This is a genomic window from Bradyrhizobium ottawaense, from assembly GCF_002278135.3.
Taxonomy (GTDB): Bacteria; Pseudomonadota; Alphaproteobacteria; order Rhizobiales; family Xanthobacteraceae; genus Bradyrhizobium; species Bradyrhizobium ottawaense.
Genome location: NZ_CP029425.2, coordinates 3964842 through 3984453 on the forward strand (window position 1 = coordinate 3964842; position 19612 = coordinate 3984453).

Below are 19612 nucleotides of genomic sequence, written 5' to 3' on the forward strand. Positions count from 1 at the left end.
CCAATGTCCGCCCGCAAGTCACAACGGAGGGTTGGCCAATGTGTGCTCTGCTGGATCTCATCTACCGACATGTCTGCCGGGCGTGCCTGCGCGAAGCGCGTCGCATGAGCCGAGGCCGTTCGACCATCGCAATCTCGTAATTCCGGGCCCGGCGCGCGACCCGCCTTGACTCCTTGAAGGGGTGCGCCCGCCATCCCGACGTGGTATCGCCCCTGTGCGGTTGCAAAACCGACGGGATGGGCATCGCGAATGGGAATGACCGGGAACACCATGCAGCAGCCGAGCGGACACGAGCAAAACGCCGACCAGATCGCCTATTGGAACGGCCCGAGCGGCCAGCGCTGGGCCGATCGCCATGCGGCGCAGGAGAGCCTGCTCGGACCGATTGCCGCGGCGCTGATCGACCGCGCCAAGCCGAGGCCCGGGGAGCGCGTCCTCGATGTCGGCTGCGGCTCCGGTGCGACGACGTTCGCGTTCGCCAAGGCGGTGGCGCCCGATGGGTTTGCGCTCGGCCTCGATGTGTCCGAGCCGATGCTGTCCCAGGCGCGCGCGTTCGCGCCAAAAGGCCTGCCGCTCGATTTCGTGCTGGCGGATGCAACGGTGCATCCGTTCGAGCCGGCGAGCTTCGATCTTTTGGCCTCGCGCTTCGGCGTGATGTTCTTTGCCGATCCCATTGCGTCCTTCAGCAACTTGCGGCGCGCGTTGAAGCCGACCGGGCGGCTCGCCTTCGCCTGCTGGCGCGAGCCAAAGGAAAACCCGTGGATGATGGCGCCGCTGATGGCGGTCTACAAGCACGTGCCGAAGATGCCGCCGGTCGGGCCGGAGGAGCCGGGCCCGTTCGCGTTCGCCTCGGAGGAGCGTGTGATGCGCATCCTGAAGGGAGCGGGTTTCGTCGACATGGCGATGGAGCCGCATAATCTGGAGATGGATGTCGCGATCGGTGGCGGCCTCGATGCCGCGGTTGACGGTGCCCTGCAGATCGGTCCCGCCAGCCGCGCGCTGCAGGGACACCCGCCGGAGACGTATGCGGCCGCAAAAGCCTCGATCCGCGAGATGCTCGCGCCGTTCCAGAAGGAGCAGAGCGTCGCGTTGCAGGGCGCGATCTGGATCGTGACCGCGAAGGCGACGTAGTCGCCCCCAACTCCCGGTTGCGAGCATTGAAGATGAATCCAGCACTGAGCCAGCGCACTGGTCTTTGGTCCGCCTTGCCCCGGTGGGCAGTCTCTATTGCGTGGTTCTGGGTCTGGGTTTGCGCAATCGGCCTGGCCTTGATGGTTCATCTTGCTTTCCTGATGAACTGGCCGGATCACTTCATCCATGAGGACAGCGCGGCCTATATCATACAGGCCGAATCCATCCTGAGAGGACAATATCTCGAGGATATGATGAAGCGGCCGTACGGCGTGGCCGCCTTCCTTGTGCTGCTGTCAAAACTGTTCGGCCCGCACATCCTCGTCTTCGTCATCGCGCAGCACCTGATGAGCATCGGCACTGCGCTTTTCGTTGCAGGGATCGTGCGTTTTGCCGGCGCGCCGCGTTTCTTCGCGCTGTTGGCCTTTTGTCTTGCGACGTTGCACGGCCGCATCGTCCACTACGACAACACGATTGGTGCGGAGACGATCTCCAACTTCCTGGTCAGTCTTGCGGCCTTCATCGCCGCGGGCGTCGCATTGAGGAAATGGCCGGCGTTGCCGGCCGCAGCGGCCGTGGGCTTGACGCTCGGCGCCGTGATGACATGCCGGTCGGCGGCGATAGGTCAGGCCGGGGTCATTCTGTTGTGGCTGGTGGTGGTGCTGGACGCAGGGCTCCTGCGCCGGCTTGGCGTGCTTGCACTGGCAGGCTTTTTCGCTTCGGCCGTCTACCTGACGCCGGCGGCGATCAACTTGGCGATCGGCAAACGCCCCGCCGGCAACGAGATCGTGGCCGCGATGGCCTTCGTGGTCGGCTATTCCGGCGATTTCGAGCACGGCGTTCATCTCGACCGGAAGGCGCAGGCGCGGGGATACGTCGAGCAGATGCGAGCTGCGGACACTCCTCAGGGATGGCCCGACACCGGTGTCTATCAGTGGCCGTTCGGCGCGATACACCGGCTGGCGAAGCCCGGCGACAGCGAAGTGGATATCGAGCGGGTCGTGCGTGACATCTTCATCGAAACGCTGACGACGCCGTCGACGCTCTATCGACACCTCACGAAGCACTTTCTCCGGGAAATGTACTTCCTGCTGTTCGACGCAAATTCGGTTGCGCGGCGGACGCCCAATCCGCAGGGCTACGAATATTTCATGGACCGCGACAGGTTCCCGTTCTTTGGCAGCCCGACCGGGTTGAAGTCCGGACAGTTGGTTCACGACTACTACAAACCCTGGTGGCCACTGTCGCGGCTGCTCTCCGCGGATCGGCTTCAGCTCACCCTGAACCGCCTTTTTGCGCGTGGCTACGCGCCCAACTCGGAGCTGGTCGCGCTGTGCTGCGGGTTGCAGGTTTCGACCGAATACGACGATTTCCCGGGTCCGATCTGGTGGCTGTCCGCGGCGACACTCGGCCTCGCTCTCGTGCTTCTGATTGGCGTCCCTGCGAGCCATGCGGGTTTGGTGCGGTGGCCGACCGGCCGCCTCGTTGCCGGTGGCACATTGATGATCCTGCTGGCGATGGCCAGCGCCGCGTTTCCGACCTTCCTCGTTTATGGGCTCAATCGCTACGCGTACTACGTCATTCCCTTCCTCGCCGGCTCGAGCGCGATCCTGGGGAGTGTGCTGTTCGATTGGCTCAGGGCCGGAGCCAGGGCCAAGGCCGGCCGGGCCGGCGGCGGCGAGGCATAGACGCGGTCACACCACATCATCCGGTGCCAGCGCGCAGCCATTGTCCGGATGGGTCTCGACCTGAAGCGTGGTGTGGCCGATGCGATGGGCCGTCTTCAGGAGCTGCGCCGTCTCCATCAGGAAGGCATCGCCGGCCCCAGTGGGCATGACGAGGTGGCAGGTCAGCGCCGTCTCGGTGGTCGAGATCGGCCAGACATGGAGATCGTGGATCGCGGACACGCCGGGACGCGCGAGCAAGAACGACCTGATCGCGGCGAGGTCGGTGCCCTTGGGCGCTGCCGCCATCGACATGTCGATGGAGCCGCGCAACAGGCTGGTCGTGCTCCACAGGATGGTGGCGCAGATGACGAGGCTGGTGAGGGGGTCGAGCCAGAGCCAGCCGGTCCAGATGATCAGCGCCGCCGAGACCACGACGCCAAGCGAGACCGCTGCGTCGGCGGCCATGTGCAGATAGGCGCCTTCGACGTTGATGTCGTCCTTGCGGCCGCTCGCAAACAGCATGGCCGTGAAGCCGTTGATGAGGATGCCGATGCCGGCGACCACCATCACCGTGACGCCCGCGACCGGCTCCGGCTCGCGCAGGCGCAGGATCGCCTCCCAGCCGATTGCGCCGGTTGCGACCAGCAGGAACACCGCATTGGCCAGTGCCGCCAGAATGGTGGAGGCGCGAAAACCGTAGGTGAAGCGTCCGCTCGGCGCGCGCCGTGCCGCGATCGAGGCGCCCCAGGCCACGACCAGTCCGAGCACGTCGGACAAATTATGGCCGGCGTCCGCGAGCAGGGCGGTGGAATTGCCGAGATAGCCGTAGACCGCCTCGGCCACGACGAGGGCGGCGTTGAGCGAAATGCCGATCGCGAACGCCTTGCCGAAATTGGCGGGCGCATGGACATGGCCGTGACCGTGGTCGTGACCATGACCAGGACCATGGTCGGCGTGATCATGGTGATGATGACCGTGATGGTCGTGGCTGCCCAATTCTAGCGCTCCCCGGACGTCGCCAAATCAGCTGCCATTGTAGGCGTTTCGTTTGCGACGTCACGGCGGAACAGCACGTAGAGCGCGGGCAGCACCAGCAATGTCAGCACGGTCGAGGAGATGATACCGCCGATCACCACGGTCGCCAGCGGCCGCTGCACCTCGGCGCCGGCACCGGTCGCGAGCGCCATCGGCACGAAGCCGAGCGAGGCGACCAGCGCGGTCATCAGCACCGGGCGCAGCCGCGTCAGCGCCCCCTCGCGCACGGCGTCCGCGATGGGCCGCCCCTCGCTGCGCAGGCGCTCGATGAAGGCGATGATGACGAGGCCGTTGAGGACAGCGACGCCCGACAGCGCGATGAAGCCGACGCCGGCGCTGATGGAAAGCGGAATACCGCGCAGCAAGAGCGCGGCGACGCCGCCGGTCAGCGCCAGCGGCACGCCGGAAAACACCAGCGCTGCGTCCGCCGCCGACCCCATGCCCATGAACAGCAGCAGGAACACCAGCAGCAGCGCCACCGGCACCACGATCATCAGCCGTTTTGTCGCGGAGACCAACTGTTCGAACTGGCCGCCCCAGCCGATCCAGTAGCCGGGTGGCAGCTTGACCTTCTCCGCGACCGCCGTCTCGGCTTCGGCCACGAAGGAGCCGAGGTCGCGCGCGCGGACATTGGCCGTGACGACGATGCGCCGCTTGCCGTTCTCGCGGCTGATCTGGTTCGGGCCGGGCGTGGCATCCACGGTTGCGACCGACGACAGCGGCACATAGCGCATCTGGGTGAGCGGGGAGGCGGACAGCGCGGTGCGAACGGCCGTGCCGGTTGCTGCGTCCTCGCCGGGCGGCAGAGGGATCGGGATCGCCCGGATCGCCTCGAGATTGCCGCGTAGATGCTCCGGCAGGCGAACCACGATCTCGAAGCGGCGGTCGCCCTCGAACAGCTTGCCGGCCGACTTGCCGCCGACGGCGATCTCGACGATGCCCTGCACCTCACCGACGCTGAGGCCGTAGCGGGCGAGCGCCTGGCGATCGAGGCGGACGGTGAGGATCGGAAGCCCTGCGACCTGCTCGATCTTGACGTCGCTGGCGCCGCGGACGCCGCGGATCGCGGCCTCGACCTGCTTGGCGGCGCCTTGCAGGATGTCGAGGTCATCGCCGAAGATCTTGACGCCGACGTCGCTGCGCACCCCCGAGATCAGCTCGTTGACGCGGAACTGGATCGGCTGGGAGATCTCATAGGCGCTGCCGGGAATGTCGTCGGCGGCCTTGTCGATCGCTTCGATCACCTCCGATTTCGATTTGCCCGGGTCGGGCCATTCGGCGCGCGGCTTCAGCATGATGTAGCCATCCGTCTGCGCCGGCGACATCGGATCGGTCGCGATCTCGGCGGTGCCGATGCGGGTGAAGAACTCCTTCACCTCCGGAATCTGCGTGATGCGCTTTTCCAGCGCCTTCTGCAGGTCCAGCGATTGCGTCAGACTGGTGCCGGGAATCCGGATCGAGGCCAGCGCGACGTCGCCTTCGTCCAGGCTCGGAATGAACTCGCCGCCCATTCGCGAAGCGGCGATGCCGCTTGCGACCACGATGAATGCGGCCATGACGGCGACCGCGAGCCGGTTGTCGATGGCAAAGCGGAGCAGGGGGAGGTAGGCGCGCTTGGCCATGCGCATGAACAGGTTTTCGTGCTCGGACACCTTGCCGGTGACGAAGATGGCGACGGCCGCCGGCACGAAGGTGATGGAGAACAGCACCGCGGCGCCCAGCGCCATCAGCACTGTCAGCGCCATCGGCGTGAACATCTTGCCCTCGACGCCCGTCAGCGTCAGCACGGGCAGATAGACCACGGCGATGATCAGCGTTCCGAACAGGCTCGGCTTGATCACCTCGCTGGACCCGCGCAGGATCGCACGGAGCCGCTCAGAGGTCGTGAGCAGGCCGCCTTTCTCGCGCTGGGCCGCGGCCAGCATGCGCAGGCAATTCTCGACGATGATCACGGCACCGTCGACGACGATGCCAAAGTCGATCGCGCCGAGGCTCATCAGGTTCGCGCTGACTTTCGTCTCGACCATGCCGGTGATCGTCATCGACATGGACAGCGGAATGACGCAGGCCACCACGAGGGCGGCGCGGATGTTGCCGAGGATCAGGAACAGCACCGCCACCACCAGGGCGGCGCCTTCGAGGAGGTTGTTCCTGACGGTACGGATGGTGGCTTCGACCAGATCGGTGCGGTCGTAGACGGTTCGCGTCACGACGCCATCGGGCAGCGATTTGGCGATGTCCTCGAGCCGGGCCGCGACGCGGCGGGCCACTGTGCGGCTATTCTCGCCGATCAGCAGCATGGCGGTGCCGAGCACGGTCTCCTCGCCATCGCGCGTCGCCGCGCCCGTGCGGAGATCGCGGCCTTCCGTGACGGTCGCGACATCCCTGATCCTGACGGGATTTCCGCCGCGCGAGCCGATGACGATGTCCTGGATCTCGCTGATATTGCCGACCTGGCCGGGGGAGCGAACCAGATATTGCTCGCCGTTGCGCTCGATATAGCCGGCGCCGACATTGGCGTTGTTGGCGGCGAGCGCCGTCATGACGTCGCGAAAGCCGAGCCGGTAGGCCATCAGTTTGCCCGGGTCCGGCAGCACGTGGAATTGCCGCTCGAAGCCGCCGATGGTGTTGACCTCGATCACCCCTGGCACGTTGCGAAGCTGCGGCTTGATGATCCAGTCCTGCACGGTGCGCAAATCGGTCAACGAATAGTCGTGACCGCCTTGCGTCTTCGCGCCCGTCTTGGCTTCCACGGTGTACATGAAGATCTCGCCGAGCCCGGTCGAGACCGGGCCCATCGCGACCTCGACGCCAGCCGGAAGCTGGTCTTTCACCTGCTGGATGCGTTCGCCGACGAGCTGGCGGGCGAAAAAGATGTCGGTGCCGTCCTTGAAGACGACCGTCACTTGGCTGAGGCCGTAGCGCGACAGCGAGCGGGTATAGTCGAGCTTGGGCAGGCCGCCCATCGCGGTCTCGACGGGGAAGGTGATGCGCTGCTCGGTCTCGAGCGGCGAATAGCCGGGCGCGCGGGTGTTGATCTGGACCTGGATGTTGGTGATGTCAGGCACCGCGTCGATGGGAAGGCGCTGGAAATTCCAGGCCCCGAAAGCAATGGCGCCGAGCGCGAACAGGAGGACCAGCCAGCGCTGATGCAGCGAGACGGCGATGAGGCGCTCAATCATGTTCGGCCTCGCCCTTGCCCATCTCCGCCTTCACGACGAAGCTGTTCTCGGCGACGTAGTGCTCGCCGGCCGACAGGCCGGCCTTGATCTCGACATGGCGCGGATCGGAATCCCCTGTTTCAACCGGGCGTGCCTCGATCTTGTCGCCGTCCTCGCGGACGAACACGATGGTCCGGTTCTCCAGCGTCTGGATCGCGCTGCGGCGTACGGCGACCGCGACGTTGCGCGCGGCGAGGATCAGCCTCGCCGTGACGAACAGGCCGGGCCGCAGGCGGCCATCCGGATTTTGCAGCACCACGCGTGCAAGCGCTGTCTGGGTCTCGCTGGAGCCGATCGGCGCCATGTAGGAGATCGTGCCCTTGATCTCGCCGCGGCCATCGTCGGGATCGATCAGCACCTCGTCGTTGAGGTGGACGCGCCGGAGATCCTGCCGATAGATCGACAGGTCGACCCAGATGGTCGAGAGGTCGGCGACGACGAAGGCCGGCTTCTGTTCGGAGGCATATTCGCCGAGCGAGATTTGTCGCTCGATGATGGTTCCGGCAATGGGAGCTTTCAGCTCGTAGACGGTGAGGCTCTGGTTGCTCTCGATCGCGGCGAGCAGATCGTCCTTGCCGACCTTGTCGCCGATGCGCTTCTGGATCGATTTGGCGAGGCCCGGAAAGCGCGGCGTCACCTGCACCACGGCTTCCTGGTTGGCACGCAGAATGCCATTGAAGGCGAGCGTGTCGGTCAGGGTCGCGCTCGCGGCCTCGGCGAGCGTGACGCCCGCGGCCGCCAGCTTGACGTCGGAGATGCGGATGCGGTCGGCACCATGCTCATCCTGCTCGACATGGTCGTTCGGCTTCTTTTCGGAATGCTCAGTGTGCTCGGTATGCGCGGGCGTGGCCGGCGCGAGCAGGGAATAGCCGTAAGCGCCGAGCGCGGCGGCAACGATGGCGACGAGAATGGTGGAGGACGTCTTCATCGTGCGCTCTCCCGCGCCAGCGTGAAGGGATTGCCGACGAGACCTTCGATGGTCGCAACGCCTGCGTGGAAATTCTGAAGCGCCTCCTGCTCGCGCAGCCGCGCCTGGGTGACGCTCGCCTCGGCGTCGAGTACCTCGAGCAGGGTGAAGCGGCCCTGGCCGTAGCCTTGCGAAATCGCCTCGGACGCCTCGACGGCCTTGGGAATGGCGGTCTCACGCAGCACGGCGAGCTCGCGCAGCGAGCCCTGCAACGAGTCGTAGGCGCGGCCGGCAATCACGATCAAGGTGTTGCGGTTGGCCTCGCGCTCGGCCTTGGTCTTGGCGAGGCTTTCCTGCGCCGAGAGGATATTGCCCTGGTTCTGGTCGAACACGGGGATCGGCACCGAGAGGGAGAGCCGCACCGCATCGTCATTGGTCTCGTTGAAGTGGCGCCAGCCGGCGGCGATCCGCACGTCCGGATAGGGCTTGAGCCGGGCCAGCAGCAGCTCGGCATTGCGCTGGGCGAAGACGGCGGTCCAGCGCACCAGCTGCGGATTGGCATCGATGGCGGCGACCACCGACTGGAACGTCGGCGGCTTGCCCATGGTGTCGAGACGGCCGGAGACCTCGCCGAATTTCGCGGATGCGTCGCCCATCAGCACGGCAAGCTCGCGCCGGGCGCTGGCCAGCGTTGCCTTGAAGCGTTCGCGGTCGGCCTTCACCAGGGCTGAGGCCACTTCGGCGCGGCCAGTCTCGGCCGGCGAGGAGGCGCCGGCCTCGACGCGGCGGCGCAGGAGCGGCGTCAAGCGGTCGATCGCCGCAATCTGCTCGTCGAGGATCTGGATGCGCCGCTGCGCGCCGAGCACGCTGAGGAAGGCGATCGCGGTCTCCGACAGCACCTCCAGCCTGACCGCCTTGCGCTGGATCGCGGCGACCTCGATCCCGGCCGCGCCGGCCGCGATCCGCGCGTCGCGCTTGCCGAACAGCTCAAAGGCCTGGCTGATCTGGAGCGTGGTCTCGGCCGATCGGGTCCCGCGATATTTGCCGGAGCCGAATGAATCGTCCTGCTCGTAGGACAGTTCCGGATTGAGCAGGGCGCCCGCCTGGATGCGCTGGCCCGTGGCGATGCCGACGTCGCGCTCCGCCGCAGTCAGCCGTGGGCTCGCGGCCAGCGCGCGCGACAGCGCGCTCCGCATCGTCAAAGTCTGGGCGTGCGACGGCGCAATCGCCGATCCAGCAATCAGACACGCCACCGCGCACGCCAGGCGCGCGGCCATTCTCCTGCGCAACATAAAACCGACCTGTGAAGGATGAACCTAATGGGCGCGGACGCCCCGACCAATCCGTTCAGGCAATATGTTTGGGAGGCGGGGAATCGGTATCGGGGGTAATTCCGGCGAGCCGGGGTGCAGGCTGCGGGCTGGATGCGGATGCAAGCGCGACCGAAACGGCCGCCGGCGCCGGCTGTGTCACCGTCAGCGAGAAGCAGCCATGGCAATGATGTCCGCCGATGGCCTTGTGGTCGCTGTGGCCCGTGGGGCCATCGAGGACCGCTGCGATCTCCGAGCCGCCGCCCGGCGTGGTGACGTCGATGTCGTGCGAGCCATGCAGCGCGCTCGCCAGCAGGTAGACAGCCGCGATCAGCACAGACAGCAGCCCGCGCCAGTTGCGCCGGCGGCAAGTTCCTGAGGGCTGGCGGTTCGCGGGCACGACGTCACTCTGGCGGTCTGTGCCCGGCCTAGCATGGGGGTGGGAACAGTGTCGACCTGCAACATTGTTACGTCCCTTGAAGAATTGCCGCAGTGCTGGCCGCAAACGCCAACACGCGTCTCATTGGCGCGTGATCAGGCCCAGTTGAGCGTCGGCTGCTGCTTCGCATGCCACCTCTGGAAAATCGCCGGTGTCGCCGGCTTCGGCCGAGACGATTGCGCAACGGCCGGCTTCCATCGCCCGCTCCAGCCATTTGATGGCTTCATTGACCCATCTGTCGTGCTGCTCGGGATCGGCGATCGCCTTTTCCCGAAATGCATCTGCCTGATGAAGGCACGCCGTTCTGCGGTCCACGCGGCTCTCCCCGATCCGGAGGTTCCGCCCCGGTGGCATCCTTTATGATCGCAGAGCCGGCGTCGCTAACATAGGACAGGAAGCGCAAAAGGAAGGCCCCAGCCCGGGGCTGACCGGCTGAGGCCTTCGTGCTCACAATCTTCATCCTTGGGACTCGAACAGGCAACGCCCGTCTCGCCGGTTCGTTCCGCAATTGATGCCGAATTAGGAACGTTCCTCATATCTCGCGATTTAGCGAGCAGGAGAAACTGAGGAGGACGGGACTATGGACGGACTGATTTATCTCATCGGCTTGATCGTCGTGGTCATGGCGATCCTGTCGTTCTTCGGCCTGCGCTGAGAGAACGGCAATGGAAACCCTCGTACGCGACAACATGATGGAGCACGGTGCCACGGCTGCCGACGACCGCCGGACCATCCAGTGGAGCTCGGTGCTCGCAGGCGCTCTCGCCGCCGGCGCAATGTCGTTCATTCTGGTCGGCTTCGGTGTCGCGGTCGGCTTGGGTGTCAGTTCGGCCTCGCCGACTTGGCGCGATGCCTCGGCGGCGCTGGCGCTGCTCTCCGGGCTCTATCTGATCGTCCAGGCAATCATCAGCTTCGGCTTCGGCGGCTACATCGCTGGCCGGACGACGCGACCGGCGCCTGCGCTTGCAACGATCGAGGATGATGGCGAGCGGCGCGACGGGCTGCATGGCCTGACCGCCTGGGCATTGGCCGTGCTGGCTGGTGCAGCTCTGCTGGCGCTTCTTGGCGCTGCTGCGATCGACCGTTCGCCGATGCGCAGCTCGGCGAGCAATACCTCCGCGGCCGAGCCGCTGCTGAGCTATGAGCTCGACAAGCTGTTCCGCGCGCCCCGCCGCGCGCCAAACACGGATCTGAGGGAAGCCCGCGCCGAAGCGGGGCGTGTCCTCATGACGTCATCCAGCCACAGCGGCGTCAGCGCCGATGACCGGACCTACCTCGTGCAGCAGGTTGCCGCAGCAACGGGACTGGCGGCCCCTGACGCCGAACGGCGCGTCGATGTGCTGATCGCAGACTCGAAGACGGCCATCAACCGCGCGCGGCGCAACGCGATCATCGTGGCCTTCTCGGTCGCAGCCGCGACCCTGATCGGCGCCGCGGTGGCTTGGGCTGCGGCTGTCGCTGGCGGACGGCATCGTGACGGAGAGCCGTTGCCGAACTGGATGGCGAGCTCAAATCGCTTCCACCGCAGCCCGCGCGCAATGCCGGTGCCGTAGGTTCCAAAACAAATGGCCGGGCGCAAACCCGGCCATAACGGACGCCTGCAGGAAGTTTCAGGCTTTCTCCTCCCAGATCATCGCGAGATGCACGATGGTCTGCACGGCTTTTTCCATGTCCTGCCGGCTGACCCATTCGAGCCGCGAATGAAACGCGTGCTCGCCGGCAAAGATGTTGGGGCAGGGCAGGCCCATGAAAGACAGGCGCGAGCCGTCGGTGCCACCGCGGATCGCGGTGCGCATCGGGCGCAGGCCGGCGCGGCGGATCGCCTCGATAGCGTATTCGAGCACGTGCGGGTGACGGTCGATCACCTGCTTCATGTTGCGGTACTGCTCCCGCACCTCGAACGTGTAGGTCGAGCGCGGATAGTCCTTCATCACGTCCTTGACGATGGTCTCGAGCAGGACCTCCTTCTCCTTCAGCCCTTCCTCGGTGAAGTCGCGGACGATGAACGAGAGCCTCGCCTGTTCCAGCGCACCCTCGATGCCGATCGGATGCAGAAAGCCCTGCTTGCCCGAGGTCGTCTCCGGCGAGCAGCCTTCCTTCGGCAGCCGCTCGACGATGGCGGCCGCGATCTTGATCGCGTGCTCCATCTTGCCCTTGGCGTAGCCGGGATGGGCGCTGACGCCGTTGATGGTGATGGTGGCGCCGTCGGCCGAGAAGGTCTCGTCCTCGACGCAGCCGGCGCTTTCGCCGTCCATGGTGTAGCCGAAATCGGCACCCAGCTTGTTGATGTCGACATTGTCGACGCCGCGGCCGATCTCCTCGTCCGGCGTGAACAGGATCTTGATGGTGCCGTGCTTCACATCGGGATTGTTGATGAAGAAGTGCGCTGCATCCATGATCTCGGCAACGCCCGCCTTGTTGTCGGCGCCCAGCAGCGTGGTGCCGTCGGTGGTGATGATGTCGTTGCCGATCTGGTTCTTCAGCGCGGGATGCTCATTGAAGCGGATCACTTGGCTGGCATCGCCCGGCAGGGTGATGTCGCCGCCGCGATAGTTCCTCAGAACTTGCGGCTTCACGTCCTTGCCGGTGACGTCGGGCGAAGTGTCCATGTGCGAGCAGAAGCAGATCACCGGCACCTTCTTGTCGGTGTTGGCCGGGATCGTTCCGTAGACGTAGCCGTAATCGTCGAGATGCGCGTCCGCGACGCCCATGGCCTTCAGCTCGGCGGCGAGCACGCGGCCGAGATCCTTCTGCTTCTCGGTCGAGGGCGAGTGAGGGGATTCCGGATCGGACTGGGTGTCGATGGTGACGTAGCGCAGGAAGCGCTCGGTCACGGTATGCGAAAAGGTGAGGGAGGACATTTCTGGTCAAACCGCCGGGGTCAGGGAAGCAGCCGGTATACCAGAAAAGCGGGCCGCGTTGCGGCAGGAAGGAGGTGGGATCAGGCTTAACGAAGAGTAGCCTCAGATCGCCTCTTTCAGTTCCTTGACCGGGCGGAAGGTGACCTTCTTGCTGGCCTTGATGTGGATCGGCTCGCCGGTGGCGGGATTGCGGCCGGTTCGGGCGGCGCGCTTGCGGACCTGGAGGATGCCGAGCCCGACGATGCGGACCCGGTCGCCCTTCCTGAGGTGCTTGGCGATCAAGTCGACCATGTCGGTCAGGACCGCCTCGGCGTGCTTTTTCGACAGATCCTGGCTCTCGGCGATATCGGCGGCGAGCTGCTTGAGCGTGATGGTGGCGGGAGCGGCTGCCTTCTTCGCCGAATCCTTCTTGGCCGAATCCTTCTTAGCCATGACTGGCCTCCCCGGTTGTCCAATGACAGGGAATCCCTGGAAAAGCCGAGAATGCGTGGGGATCCCTCTAAGTCCTTTGAGACGTAGACGATTCGGGCGCGGGCTGACTATGCCGAGAGTTCCCGCCAGCGGCAGGGAATCGCCGGCGCAGATGCGGCAGAAGTCGAGAAGTTCAAGCTAAGACTATGAAGGGGTTGCCAAAATGGCGCGAGAGACGGGGCTCGAACCCGCGACCTCCGGCGTGACAGGCCGGCGCTCTAACCAACTGAGCTACTCCCGCGTGGTTCGCTCGATGCGCGCGGAACGAGGGGGGAATTAAAGGCGGGGCTGAGTGAAGTCAAGGACGTTGCGCTGGCACGGTGTATCTCGGCTAAGCATTGCTCTGGAAAACGAAAAGGCCGCCCGGAGGCGGCCATCGGTCAGCCCGGAAGAGGACCTTTCAGCGAATCTCGGACGTGCCGGCGCTCGTCACCACCACCGGCTTGCCGGCCTTGATCACGTGGGTGGACTGGGCGGACTGGCTGTAATCGGCATTGGTGCGGGCTGCGATCCCGAAGGCCGCCACTGTGATGCCAGCCACCAGCGCCACCACCACGATCTTCAGGTGGGTCGCACGATCAGCAGAGTGAATTGAGTGGTTCATCTGAGCCTCCCGACGGGCTTTGCCGCCGTCTATGGGCTCATGTCTTAAGGACCATCTGTTTCCGGATGGTTTCGCGGGTTCCGCAAAATGGTTTCATCTCGCCGCCCGGCCTGTTTCGCCGGGCGGGCCCAACCGGGCCGGTCTCAGGCCGCGGCACGGCCGATGTCGTCCCGGATCGCGCGGGCGGCCCAGATGAACAGGAGTGCGCCGAGCGTGGTCGTGACCGCCGCCGAGAGCAGGGAATAGCGCACGGCCTCTGCGCCATAACTGCCCTTCAGCGCGTCATTGACCATGCCGACCGCGAGCGGGCCGACGCCCTGGCCGAAGCAGGTGGCGGTGAGCGCAATCAGCGCGGAGGCGAGCGCGCGCATGCTGGGCTTGGCCACCGTCTGCGCGATCGCGAAGATCGGGCCGAGATGGAAGCCGACCAGGAACGAGGTCAGCGCGAGCATGGCGACCATCATCGCGAAATCCTGCGTCAGCATGCACAGCGCGAACACCGGCCCGGCGAGTCCCGAGGTGATCGCGGGCGCCCACAGCTTCCAGCGGTCGTCGCGGCGGCTGACCTGCGCCACGACGAAACCGCCGAGCAGGGTACCGGCCATGCCGGCCAGGCCCTTGAAGGTGCCGGCATAGGTGCCGATCTCGGCGCTCGACAGATGATGCACGCGGGCCAGGAACGGCGGGATCCAGGCCGCGGTCGCGTAGTTCGTGTAGGTGGTGAGGCAGAAGCCGATCAGGACGATGATGAAGCTGCGCTGCGAGGCGAGAAAGCGCAGCGTCGGCCCGAGCGGCTCGGGCACGAAACTCTCCTGCATCGCGCCGCGCTTCGGCTCGGAGATCGTCAGCCACAGCACCAGTGCGAGCAGGATGCCGGGCAGGCCAGCGACATAGAAGGCCATCCGCCAGCCATAGTGCTGGTTGACGTAGCCGCCGATGAAATAGCCGAGGAAGACGCCGAGATAGGTGCCGATGGCGTAGATGCCGAGCGCGCGCGGGCGCTCATTCTTGGCGAAGAGGTCGGCGACGATCGATTGCGAGGCCGGCGAGCCCGCGGATTCGCCGACGCCGACGCCGATGCGCGCCAGCGCCAGCGAGGTTACGCTGGTGGCCGCGCCGCACAGCGCGGTCATCGCGCTCCAGAACGCAAAGGCCAACGCCACGATGTTGCGGCGGTTGAGCCGGTCGGCAACACGCGCAATGGGAATGCCGAGCAGGGAATAGAACAGCGCAAAGCCGAAGCCCGCGAGCAGGCCCATCATGGTGTCGCTGAGGGCGAACTCCTTCTTGATCGGCTCGATCAGCACGTTGAAGATCGTGCGGTCGAGGAAGTTCAGCGCGTAGATGATGGTGAGCAGCCCCAGCACGTAATAGCGCCGCGCCGGGGGCTTTGCCGCGGCAGCCGTTTGCACCGACATCTGTGACGTCACATCGACCATCGCTTCCCCCAATCTGTCGTTGTTATCGTTGTCGGTCCAGCTCCGTTTGGAGCTGGTAGATCAGCCTTCGCGGATGTAATTCCCCGCTTCGAATGCGACCGGAGGCGCGCCGGCATCGAACGAGACGCCGATCGGATCGCGGCCCGCGGCGAGCGCATCGAGCTGGTCGCTCAGCATGCGCCGGATCAACAGGATGCCGCGGTCGCTCTGGCCGAAATGCTCCTCGGAATGAACGGTGACCTCGCCCTGGCCGACCTGGGCCTCGTAATCGCCCGGAAATTGCTGGTGCTCTTGCTCGGTCATGTCCCACCAGAACTTGCCGTTGAACTTCGAGCGCATGCGGCTGATGTCGCCGGGAGCCTGGACGCGGCCGGCGACATAGATCCGGAAGGAGCCGTCGTCGATCGGAAGGACCCAGCCGATCGACTCGACGCGCGCGAACTGCGCGACGCGCGGGTTCGGCACGACGCGTAAGGTCGGCAGCGCAGCCTCGCTGACGCGATAGAATACCTTGCCGTCGTCCTGCTTGCGCTCGGAGCGGACCAGGACGCCGCGCGGCGATTTCTCGAACGTCACCTCCGGGATCGACGCCATCATGTTGGTGAATTGCGGGCCCGAGAACGAGCCGTGCAGCACCGGCACGTGATAGGGATCGACCACGTTCTCGAAATGCTGCAGCCAGTTGCACGGAATGATGGCGGGGCCACCGCCGCCGATCGAGGAATCATCGGCCTCGACCAGCTCGCCGTCGTCCATTGTCTCCAGGCATTCGTAAGCCGGCAGCACCGGGCGTTTCTCGGCCGGGCCCATATAGGCGAAGATCAGTCCGTAGCGTTCCTCGACTGGATACCAGGGCTGGCGCACCTTGTCCTTGAACTGGCCGCCGTCGGGCTCGCAGGGCTGCTCCAGGCAGTGGCCCTCGGTGTCGAACTTCCAGCCGTGATAGCAGCAACGGATGCCGTCCTCCTCGACCTTGCCATAGTAGAGCGTAGTGCCGCGGTGGCAGCAGCGGGCGTGCAAGAGGCCGGCGCGGCCATGCTTGTCGCGGAACAGCACCAGATCCTCACCCAGAGCGCGCACCTTCCTCGGTGTGTCGGTGGCGTCACCGACGAGCCCGACCGGGTGCCAGTAACGGCGCAGCAGTTCGCCCATCGGCGTGCCGCGCACGACCGAGGTCAGCTCGGTGCGGGTGTGCGCCGGCTTCATCGCATAGGCCGTGCCGAGATCACGATCCCGCTGGGTGATGGTCATGCTGGTCCTCCCGCTTTGGCCGTGATGGCCGGGCCTTTTCGATGCCTTGGATCCAGTGAAAGATAATTCGATGACAATGTCAACGATCTTCCAAATGCCTCTTAGTCGCATTTGATGAGGTGGCCGGCCGGGCTTGGCAGGCTCGGGCTCGCAGGCCCAGACTTGTAGGCTCGGACTTGGCAGGCTCGGGCTTTCTTGGCAGAGGTGGATCATGAGCCAGACCGAGAGCAGGGGCGGGGCGACGTCGCCCGCAGACGAGAGCGAACCGTCGGCCCCGATCACCGTGATGCTGTCGTCGCGACTGATGGTGCTTGCCAATCTGCTCAAGCGCGGTGCGATCCTGCGCTACAAGCGCCTCACCGGATTGTCCTCGGTCGAGTTCGGTCTCGTCGCCTCGCTCGGCCGCCGGCCGCCGATGAGCGTGGCGCGGCTTGCCGAGGCCGTCGGCCAGGACAAGGGACAGATCAGCCGTGCGCTGGCAAATCTGCTCTCGCGCAAGCTGATCGTGAAATCGGCTAATCCGAAAGATAGCCGCGAAGTGCTGATCTCGCTGACGGCGGCGGGCCTTGCAGCGCATGATGCGATCGTCGACGGCGCGCAGGAGCGCAACCGGCGTCTGCTGGAACAGCTGAGCGAAGCCGAGTTCCACACGCTGCTGGGTCAAGTCGATCGGCTCACGGCGATCGCCGCCGAGATGCTCGAGAGCGAGAAGAACGCACGCTGATCTCGCAGCGCTCTCTCGACAGGTTGGATCCCTTCTAAGAGTCCTTCTAAGAAGCTTTCAATTAGGGAATTCTCGCGCCCTCCCATAAGCGTCGCAGGTGAGCGCATGCCGTCCGGGGACAGGCGGCATGACGCATCGAACATGCAGCTTCGGGGTGGCGCGTTGAACAGTCTGGGAATGCTGCGGTCGGCCGTGTTGGCGACCGCGTCCGCTTGGGTTTTGATGCCGCAGGCATCGCTTGCACAATCGTCCGCGCAGGGTGGCGCAGCGAGCCTGCCGCCGGTGACCGTCACCGCGCCGGAAGCGCGCCGCCGCGCCGCCACGACCCCTCAGCGCCGCGCGCCGCGGTCGTCGGAGCAGACTGCCAACAGGAACAGGCCGCAGCTGCAGCGCAACGTCGGCTTCGTCGAGACGCCGCGCGGCCCGGTGAACGGCTACGTCGCGGGTCGCAGCTCGTCCGGCACCAAGACCAACACGCCGATCATCGAGACGCCGCAGTCGGTGTCCGTCATCGGCGCCGAGCAGATCCGCGACCAGAAGCCGAACAAGCTCGATGAGGTCCTGCGCTACACCGCCGGTGTGCGGGCGGGAACGTTTGGCACGGACACCCGCAACGATTGGTGGCTGATCCGCGGCTTCAAGTCCGAGGACATCGGACTGTTCCTCGACGGCATGCAGCTGTTCTACACCTCCTATGCGAGCTGGAAGCTCCAGACGCCGAACATGGAGCGGGTCGAGGTGCTGCGCGGTCCGTCCGCGGTGCTCTACGGTGGATCGAGCCCGAGCGGCATCGTCAACGTCATCAGCAAGTTGCCGCCCGCCGAGCCGATCCGCTACGTCGAGACCGGCGTCAACAATTTCGGCAACGCCTATGTCAGCTTCGATTTCGGCGGGCCGGTCGCGACCAGCCCCGAGAACGGCAAGCTGTTCGCCCGCGTGGTCGGCCAGGTCCAGAACGGCGGCACGCAGGTCAACTTCACGCCCGACAACAACTACTTCATCGCGCCATCGTTCACCTGGAAGCCGGACGCCGACACGAGCTTCACGGTGCTGGCCTCGGCCTCGAAGCAGGACACCCGCGGCATCAACTTCCTGCCCTACCAGGGCACGGTGACCAACGCACCGTTCGGCAAGATTCCGACCAGCTTCTTCGTCGGCGATCCCAGCGTCGACAAGTTCACGCGCGAGCAGGAGATGCTCGGCTATCAGTTCGCGCGCAATCTCACCGAGGACCTGACGTTCCGTCAGAACGCCCGCTTTGCGCATGTCGACATTACCTACCGCGGCTATGTCGGCAACGATTGGGCCAATATCAACACGGCCACGCTCAATCGGTACAATTGGTATGCAAAGAACACTGCCAATCAGGCCAATCTCGACAACCAGCTCGAGTATCGCTTCAATACGGGCCCGGTCAGGCACACGATGCTGTTCGGCGTCGACCTGAAGGGATACCAGATCGACGACTACCAGGCCTTCGGGGGCGGCGTGCCCGCGATCAACGTCTTCAATCCCGCCTATGGGGCGGCCGAGGTCGCACTGCCGGCCGCTCCGTTCCGGAACTTCCTGATCACTCAGAAGCAGGCCGGCACTTATCTTCAGGACCAGATGAAGCTCGGCAACTTCACGCTGGTGCTGAGTGGCCGCAATGACTGGGTCGAGACGACGCAGGAAACGCGTGACACCGGCGCCACGGTCGGGAGCCGCAACGACAGCAGGTTCAGCGGCCGCGCCGGGCTGATCTACAATTTCGACAATGGCATCGCACCCTACGTCTCCTATTCGACGAGCTACAATCCGATCATCGGGCTCAACGCCCAGAACCAGCTGTTTCTGCCGGAGACCGGCAAGCAGGCCGAAATCGGCGTAAAGGTCGCGCCAAAAGGCTTCGACGGTTATTTCACGGTCTCGGCGTTCGATCTGGTCCGTCAGAACGTCGCGACGACATTGCCGGGCAGCGTTCCAGTCCTGCAGAACCAGACGGGCGAGGTGACCTCGCGCGGTATCGAGCTCGAAGCGGTGGCCAATGCCACGAAGGAGCTGAAGTTCATCGGCTCCTTCACGGCCTATCATCTCTTCAACAGCAAGGATCTAGATCCGACGCTCGTCGGCAAGACACCGACCAACACGCCTGAGCTCCTGGTCTCGGGCTGGGCCGACTACACCTTCAAGGACGGACCGCTGGAAGGATTTGGTTTCGGCGGTGGCGTTCGCTACATCGGCGCGTCCTGGGCCGACACTGCCAATACCCTCGAGGTTCCCGCGGTGGTGCTCGGCGATCTCGCGGTCCATTACGAATGGCAGAACTGGCGGACGGCGCTCAACGTGATCAACGTGACCGACAAGATGTATGTCGCGAGTTGCGCGTCGACCACCTCCTGCTTCTACGGCGACCGCCGGCGCGTCACCGCCAGCGTTTCCTACAAATGGTGAGGACAGGTGAGGGCGGCTGACATCTGGTGCCGCCGGTCCTCCACCACGAGATAGATGAGCACCCGGGCTATGCCCCCCCAGCCCGAAGCTCATCGGAGCGCGGCGCGCGCGACGGCCCT

At 65.3% G+C, this 19612-nt stretch carries 16 protein-coding genes and 1 tRNA gene; 5 read left to right on the forward strand and 12 right to left on the reverse strand.

Translation table 11 applies throughout. The annotated features are described in order from the left end of the window. The first annotated feature begins 270 nt into the window (after window positions 1-270). Both CIT37_RS19005 and CIT37_RS19010 read left to right on the forward strand, forming a co-directional pair. The gene (locus tag CIT37_RS19005; protein WP_028141440.1) at window positions 271-1131 is read left to right on the forward strand and encodes a class I SAM-dependent methyltransferase; all 861 of its coding nucleotides are present in this window, start codon (window positions 271-273) and stop codon (window positions 1129-1131) included. A 140-nt stretch (window positions 1132-1271) separates the two neighbouring features. Next, window positions 1272-2819, forward strand: coding sequence for a hypothetical protein (locus tag CIT37_RS19010; RefSeq protein WP_028141441.1), 1548 nt, complete (start codon window positions 1272-1274; stop codon window positions 2817-2819). 6 nt (window positions 2820-2825) lie between these two features. Here the strand turns inward: CIT37_RS19010 and CIT37_RS19015 are convergent, their stop codons facing one another. From CIT37_RS19015 to CIT37_RS19040, 6 genes are all read right to left on the reverse strand, one after another. Further along, entirely contained in the window at window positions 2826-3794 is a 969-nt protein-coding gene (locus tag CIT37_RS19015) for a cation diffusion facilitator family transporter (protein ID WP_028141442.1), read from the reverse strand. Between the two features lie 2 nt (window positions 3795-3796). Next, window positions 3797-7015 carry an efflux RND transporter permease subunit gene (locus CIT37_RS19020; RefSeq protein ID WP_095425435.1) on the reverse strand — a complete coding sequence of 1073 codons (3219 nt, stop codon included), beginning with the start codon at window positions 7013-7015 and terminating at the stop codon, window positions 3797-3799. Next, window positions 7008-7982, reverse strand: coding sequence for a divalent metal ion exporter adaptor subunit IhpB (ihpB, locus tag CIT37_RS19025; RefSeq protein WP_028141444.1), 975 nt, complete (start codon window positions 7980-7982; stop codon window positions 7008-7010). The genes CIT37_RS19020 and ihpB overlap by 8 nt, the downstream gene beginning before the upstream one ends. Then, a complete protein-coding gene (ihpA, locus tag CIT37_RS19030; protein WP_028141445.1) occupies window positions 7979-9253 on the reverse strand; it encodes a divalent metal ion exporter subunit IhpA in 1275 nt (424 codons plus the stop codon). The genes ihpB and ihpA overlap by 4 nt, the downstream gene beginning before the upstream one ends. Before the next feature lie 55 nt (window positions 9254-9308). Further along, on the reverse strand, window positions 9309-9671 hold the full coding sequence (locus CIT37_RS19035) for a hypothetical protein (protein WP_028141446.1): 363 nt from the start codon (window positions 9669-9671) through the stop codon (window positions 9309-9311). Window positions 9672-9791: 120 nt separating this feature from the next. Further along, window positions 9792-10025 (reverse strand): hypothetical protein, encoded by a 234-nt coding sequence (locus tag CIT37_RS19040; RefSeq protein ID WP_028141447.1) that lies wholly within the window; start codon window positions 10023-10025, stop codon window positions 9792-9794. A gap of 350 nt (window positions 10026-10375) precedes the next feature. Between CIT37_RS19040 and CIT37_RS19045 the strand changes: the two genes are divergently transcribed. Then, on the forward strand, window positions 10376-11263 hold the full coding sequence (locus tag CIT37_RS19045) for a hypothetical protein (RefSeq protein WP_095425436.1): 888 nt from the start codon (window positions 10376-10378) through the stop codon (window positions 11261-11263). A 57-nt stretch (window positions 11264-11320) separates the two neighbouring features. Here the strand turns inward: CIT37_RS19045 and pepT are convergent, their stop codons facing one another. From pepT to CIT37_RS19075, 6 genes are all read right to left on the reverse strand, one after another. Then, complete coding sequence (gene pepT, locus CIT37_RS19050) at window positions 11321-12571, reverse strand: peptidase T (protein ID WP_028141449.1); 1251 nt, start codon at window positions 12569-12571, stop codon at window positions 11321-11323. A 102-nt stretch (window positions 12572-12673) separates the two neighbouring features. Further along, a complete protein-coding gene (locus CIT37_RS19055) occupies window positions 12674-13003 on the reverse strand; it encodes an HU family DNA-binding protein (RefSeq protein ID WP_028141450.1) in 330 nt (109 codons plus the stop codon). A gap of 203 nt (window positions 13004-13206) precedes the next feature. Beyond that, window positions 13207-13283 (reverse strand) — tRNA-Asp (locus CIT37_RS19060). Window positions 13284-13442: 159 nt separating this feature from the next. Then, entirely contained in the window at window positions 13443-13646 is a 204-nt protein-coding gene (locus CIT37_RS19065; RefSeq protein ID WP_028141451.1) for a hypothetical protein, read from the reverse strand. Window positions 13647-13789: 143 nt separating this feature from the next. Continuing rightward, window positions 13790-15085, reverse strand: coding sequence for a spinster family MFS transporter (locus CIT37_RS19070; protein ID WP_028141452.1), 1296 nt, complete (start codon window positions 15083-15085; stop codon window positions 13790-13792). A 60-nt stretch (window positions 15086-15145) separates the two neighbouring features. Continuing rightward, window positions 15146-16336, reverse strand: a complete 1191-nt coding sequence (locus tag CIT37_RS19075; protein WP_028141453.1) for an aromatic ring-hydroxylating dioxygenase subunit alpha — start codon at window positions 16334-16336, stop codon at window positions 15146-15148. 211 nt (window positions 16337-16547) lie between these two features. Here CIT37_RS19075 and CIT37_RS19080 point away from each other — a divergent pair, with 211 nt between their 5' ends. Both CIT37_RS19080 and CIT37_RS19085 read left to right on the forward strand, forming a co-directional pair. Further along, the gene (locus CIT37_RS19080) at window positions 16548-17060 is read left to right on the forward strand and encodes a MarR family winged helix-turn-helix transcriptional regulator (RefSeq protein ID WP_038948739.1); all 513 of its coding nucleotides are present in this window, start codon (window positions 16548-16550) and stop codon (window positions 17058-17060) included. Between the two features lie 177 nt (window positions 17061-17237). Next, window positions 17238-19493, forward strand: a complete 2256-nt coding sequence (locus tag CIT37_RS19085) for a TonB-dependent siderophore receptor (protein WP_161966432.1) — start codon at window positions 17238-17240, stop codon at window positions 19491-19493. Window positions 19494-19612 lie beyond the last annotated feature (119 nt).

Bases quoted from the DNA above. Each gene is read 5' to 3' on its own strand.
- CIT37_RS19005 (WP_028141440.1), top strand. From the start codon at position 271: ATGCAGCAGCCGAGCGGACACGAGCAAAACGCCGACCAGATCGCCTAT.
- CIT37_RS19010 (WP_028141441.1), top strand. From the start codon at position 1,272: ATGGTTCATCTTGCTTTCCTGATGAACTGGCCGGATCACTTCATCCAT.
- CIT37_RS19020 (WP_095425435.1), bottom strand. From the start codon at position 7,015: ATGATTGAGCGCCTCATCGCCGTCTCGCTGCATCAGCGCTGGCTGGTC.
- ihpB (WP_028141444.1), bottom strand. From the start codon at position 7,982: ATGAAGACGTCCTCCACCATTCTCGTCGCCATCGTTGCCGCCGCGCTC.
- ihpA (WP_028141445.1), bottom strand. From the start codon at position 9,253: ATGTTGCGCAGGAGAATGGCCGCGCGCCTGGCGTGCGCGGTGGCGTGT.
- CIT37_RS19045 (WP_095425436.1), top strand. From the start codon at position 10,376: ATGGAAACCCTCGTACGCGACAACATGATGGAGCACGGTGCCACGGCT.
- pepT (WP_028141449.1), bottom strand. From the start codon at position 12,571: ATGTCCTCCCTCACCTTTTCGCATACCGTGACCGAGCGCTTCCTGCGC.
- CIT37_RS19055 (WP_028141450.1), bottom strand. From the start codon at position 13,003: ATGGCTAAGAAGGATTCGGCCAAGAAGGATTCGGCGAAGAAGGCAGCC.
- CIT37_RS19065 (WP_028141451.1), bottom strand. From the start codon at position 13,646: ATGAACCACTCAATTCACTCTGCTGATCGTGCGACCCACCTGAAGATC.
- CIT37_RS19070 (WP_028141452.1), bottom strand. From the start codon at position 15,085: ATGGTCGATGTGACGTCACAGATGTCGGTGCAAACGGCTGCCGCGGCA.
- CIT37_RS19075 (WP_028141453.1), bottom strand. From the start codon at position 16,336: ATGACCATCACCCAGCGGGATCGTGATCTCGGCACGGCCTATGCGATG.
- CIT37_RS19080 (WP_038948739.1), top strand. From the start codon at position 16,548: ATGAGCCAGACCGAGAGCAGGGGCGGGGCGACGTCGCCCGCAGACGAG.
- CIT37_RS19085 (WP_161966432.1), top strand. From the start codon at position 17,238: ATGCTGCGGTCGGCCGTGTTGGCGACCGCGTCCGCTTGGGTTTTGATG.